A 4,007-nucleotide genomic window follows, 5' to 3' on the forward strand; every position below is an offset into this window, starting at 1 on the left:
GGTAATCCCCTATTTTTATGGAAATATATAATTAAGAAAAACAATAAAATTGATTAATCTCTCACTTCTTTGTCCATCCTTTTAAAAAATCTATGTTTTGTAAAAGGAGTGTTTATATGGAGAAACAGACACTTTGGAAAAAGTTCAAAAAAAGCTCTGTAAACCTCGGTAAATCTAGCGTATATGAAAGTATTATTTTATTCTACACAATGAAAAAGAAAGAATTACCTACTAAGGCGAAATTCATAATATTAGCCGCTTTATCTTATTACGTATTAACAATCGATTTCATTCCAGATATAGCTGCTATTATTGGGATTGGCTTATTAGATGATGTTTTAGCAATCGCTGTAGCGCATAAATATGTGATGCGCCATGCAGATGCTGAAATTCGAGAGAAGAGCAAAGTAAAGATGGAATCATTATTTACTTCAGCACAAGCATAATGAAATTATCTAGTCATTTACCTACCTTTTTACTTTCAAATAAAGCTAACTGTAATTAATAATAGTTCCACCTCACTGAATATTACCCTTCACCATGAGAGCATAGCAGAATAAATTCCTAAACAAAAGCATTTCTCTTAGCTCTCAAACCGTAAACAAATAGGGAATCAGCACTTGTTCCTAAGTTCTGACTCCCTTTTATTTGTTCTTATATCTATCTGTTATACAGTTTCATACGTTCCCTTATACAAAACTGCTATTGCCGCTACTATAAGAATCATACCCATAAAAGCAGGTGCGGCATGACCAAGTGATACATAGATTTGTCCTCCAATAATCGGACCAATCATTCTTGCTAAAGCTTGAATAGATTGGCTTCCACCTTGAATCCTTCCTTGTTCATTAGAATTGACAGACTTTGAAAGCATCCCGTTGAATGAAGGCCCGAAAATTGAATCCCCAAAACCAAACATTAGCATTCCAACGATAAGTAGTGGAGAGAGTGAAAATACAGCTGATGCTGCAATAAAACTGTATCCTATAATCTCCGAAACCATCCCAAGAATTGCTATTTGTTTATCACTAAGATTGATTAAAAGCTTTGGCATGATAAAACTTTGTGAAACAATGTCTTGAAAGCCCAAAATTGAAAACATAAGTCCGATTAATGCAGGTTTCCAACTGAAAGTATCCATTGTAAATTGCGTGAAAATTGCTTGTAAAGATCCGTTAGGTATCCAAAGTAAAAACGCTGAGATAAGTAACCATTTTAAATTTTTCATGGAAAGTATATTTGCTAGCTGTGCAAAAGGATTTAACCTTACAAAAGTAATCTCTTTTAACCTGTTATTTTTGTCAAGGCTCTCAGGCATGTATTTCATACCATATAAAACATTTAATAAAGTTATGAACGCTCCAAAGTATAAAGGTACAGAATGACCAAACTTTGCAAGTAAGCCCCCAAGAGTTGGTCCAATAATAGTTCCCACACCTACAACTGCACTCACCCATCCAAAGTATTTCGTTCTCTGCTCTTTCGGAATGATGTCTGCAAAATATGCGAAGATAGTACTTATGCTCCCACCTGTTATACCTTCTATTATGCGTCCAGCAAATAATACCCATAAAGCTCCTCCTATGCCAAAAACTAAGTACCCAATTGCAGAACCAAATAAGCATATTAAAAGTAATGGACGACGGCCATACTTATCGCTTAAAGCCCCGAGTGCTGGAGCAGCTAAAAACACGGAGGCCGCATATACGGAAGTTAGTAGTGTAACAACTAATGCTTGTTCTTCCGGATTACTTGTATATGGCTGTACTAAGAATGGGACTACAGGCATGATGATACTGAAACCTATACCACAAAGAAATACAGAAATAAGTCCGAATAGTAAAGCATGTTTATCTATGCTTTTTTCAGTTTCCCTTTCATTTTGTGATCTAAATATAGACATTTAACTTCTCTCCTTAAAATATTTTGTTGCTTTGTCAACAAAATGATAACCCTGTTTTGTTGATTAGTCAACAAAGATAAAATAATAAAAAAGCAGCCTATTCTCATATTAGAGTAAGGCTGCCATTTTATTATTAAAATGTATTACGATTTAATATGTATACCTTGTTTCTTTATTTCTGCATCCAAATGTCTACTATACTTTTCCACAAAGCTAATTATACTGTCGAATTCTTCTTCAGTTACTTGCTCAAATACAGCTTTATCCCGCTCTTGAAACTCTTTGTGCAGATCTTCATGGATTTTATAAATTTCTTTCCCTTGTTCGGTAAGCTTAAAATAAATTTCTTTCTTATTTTCTGACTTTTGGTAGCTTTCAACAAGGCCTTTTTGTATGAGCTTCTTAGTCATTCTACTTATAGCACCGCGAGTCACATAAAAAGCCTCTGCGAGTTGTGTCACGTTAGAATCTGCATTGTTTTCAATATATTCAATACAGTGGACTTCAGAAGACTTAAACCCTTTAAGACCTTCTTCCATCTTATCTTTATTAAGCCAAACCAGCTTATTATATAATTCCCTGAAACCGTTCATGACCTGTTCTTCTTTATTCATGACCTGCCCTCCTCACCGCTCATTAGCACATTAAAACTATTATATTAAATTTCTGCTTACGTTTCGACAATATTGAAATAATTATTGTAACATTAAAGATATGTGTAAAAATAGGCGCTTAAATAAAACAATTCATTAGACAGCAAATTCTGCAAGTTTATTACTACTTACAGTAAATGGTAGACAAAAAGTAAGAGCTAAGATCATTTCTCTTAGCTCTTCTTTCATAAAACTATTTCACTTCATTAGCGACAAAAAAGTGCTCACATACACTTGATATGCGCTGTAAGTCCACGTTCCCACCAGATATAACAGCCACTACTTTTTTCCCTTTTATATAACTATCAACTTTTCCCGCAAGAAGTGCAGCAGTTGCTAATGCACCTGCACCTTCTACAACAGCTTTCCCACGTTGTAATAAATCTTTCATCGCTACTTCCAGCTCTTTTTCTGATACAGTTACAATATCATCTACTAATTCTTTTACAATTTCAAATGTTAATTCTCCTGGTATTTTAACTGCGCAACCATCTGCAATAGTAGGGGCCTCATAATGTTCTACGATTGCGCCTTTATCGTAAGATGCCTTCATTCCATGAACATTATCTGCTTGGACACCAATTATATTAATGGATGGATTAAAAGATTTTAATGCTACAGAAATACCAGAAATAATTCCGCCTCCACCTATTGGTACAATGACAGTATCTACATCCCACATATCATCAAGAATGTCTAATCCAATTGTACCTTGACCAGCCATTACCTCTACATCATCATATGGATGTAAGTATGTTTCACCTGTTTCCCTTATAATTTCTTCACATTTTACCTTTGCATCATCAAAGGTTTCACCATGTAAAATCACTTCAGATCCATATCCTTTTGTTGCTTCAACTTTTGCCTGAGGTGCAGAAATTGGCATAACAATTTTACTCTTAATACCGAGTAAATGAGCAGATAATGCAACTCCTTGTGCATGATTACCTGCTGAACATGCGATTACACCTCTTTCTTTTTCTTGATCCGTGAGCCGTGACATTTTATTAAATGCGCCACGAAATTTAAAAGAACCCGTTAATTGCATATTTTCTAATTTCAAATGTATTTCTCCGCCCGTTTTACTAGTCAAATAAAAAGATTTTACTAATGGCGTTTTACGAGCATTTCTATCTAGAATCTTGTGAGCTTTTTTAATATCGTCTATATGTAATGGTAGTTTTCTAGTTATCATACTGACACCTCTTCCAAAGTTCTATTTCTAAGTTTTCGTAAGTCGTAGCTCCTTTATACGAAAAGAAAAAATCTTTATATATGTACCCCACTCTGAAATAAACACATTTGCAAACAATTTAACATCCTCTTCATATCGCGTTCTTTATAATGATTTAAACATGCAATTTGGATCCAATTATTCTTTTGTAAATAAGATGACTCATAATGAACGATGTATCCTTGTAATGCTAATGCATCGCCTACTACTTTAGAAG

General features: G+C 34.3%; 4 protein-coding genes and 1 pseudogene. 1 reads left to right on the top strand and 4 read right to left on the bottom strand.

Going from position 1 to position 4,007, the window contains the following annotated elements; genetic code table 11:
* The first annotated feature begins 116 nt into the window (after positions 1-116).
* Positions 117-446, top strand: a complete 330-nt coding sequence (locus ABWK52_RS26595) for a YkvA family protein (RefSeq protein WP_000415089.1) — start codon at positions 117-119, stop codon at positions 444-446.
* Between the two features lie 221 nt (positions 447-667).
* Here the strand turns inward: ABWK52_RS26595 and ABWK52_RS26600 are convergent, their stop codons facing one another.
* The 4 genes and pseudogenes from ABWK52_RS26600 to ABWK52_RS26615 form a co-directional block, all read right to left on the bottom strand.
* Positions 668-1,903 (bottom strand): MFS transporter, encoded by a 1,236-nt coding sequence (locus ABWK52_RS26600; protein ID WP_000021826.1) that lies wholly within the window; start codon positions 1,901-1,903, stop codon positions 668-670.
* 143 nt (positions 1,904-2,046) lie between these two features.
* Positions 2,047-2,517, bottom strand: a complete 471-nt coding sequence (locus ABWK52_RS26605) for a MarR family transcriptional regulator (RefSeq protein ID WP_001030900.1) — start codon at positions 2,515-2,517, stop codon at positions 2,047-2,049.
* Positions 2,518-2,749: 232 nt separating this feature from the next.
* A complete protein-coding gene (gene tdcB, locus ABWK52_RS26610) occupies positions 2,750-3,751 on the bottom strand; it encodes a bifunctional threonine ammonia-lyase/L-serine ammonia-lyase TdcB (protein WP_000632959.1) in 1,002 nt (333 codons plus the stop codon).
* 74 nt (positions 3,752-3,825) lie between these two features.
* A pseudogene (locus tag ABWK52_RS26615) lies at positions 3,826-4,007 on the bottom strand (aminotransferase class V-fold PLP-dependent enzyme); the annotation flags it as partial.

Origin of the sequence: Bacillus sp. AP50 (genome assembly GCF_040492675.1) — a bacterium.
Lineage (GTDB): Bacteria > Bacillota > Bacilli > Bacillales > Bacillaceae_G > Bacillus_A > Bacillus_A cereus.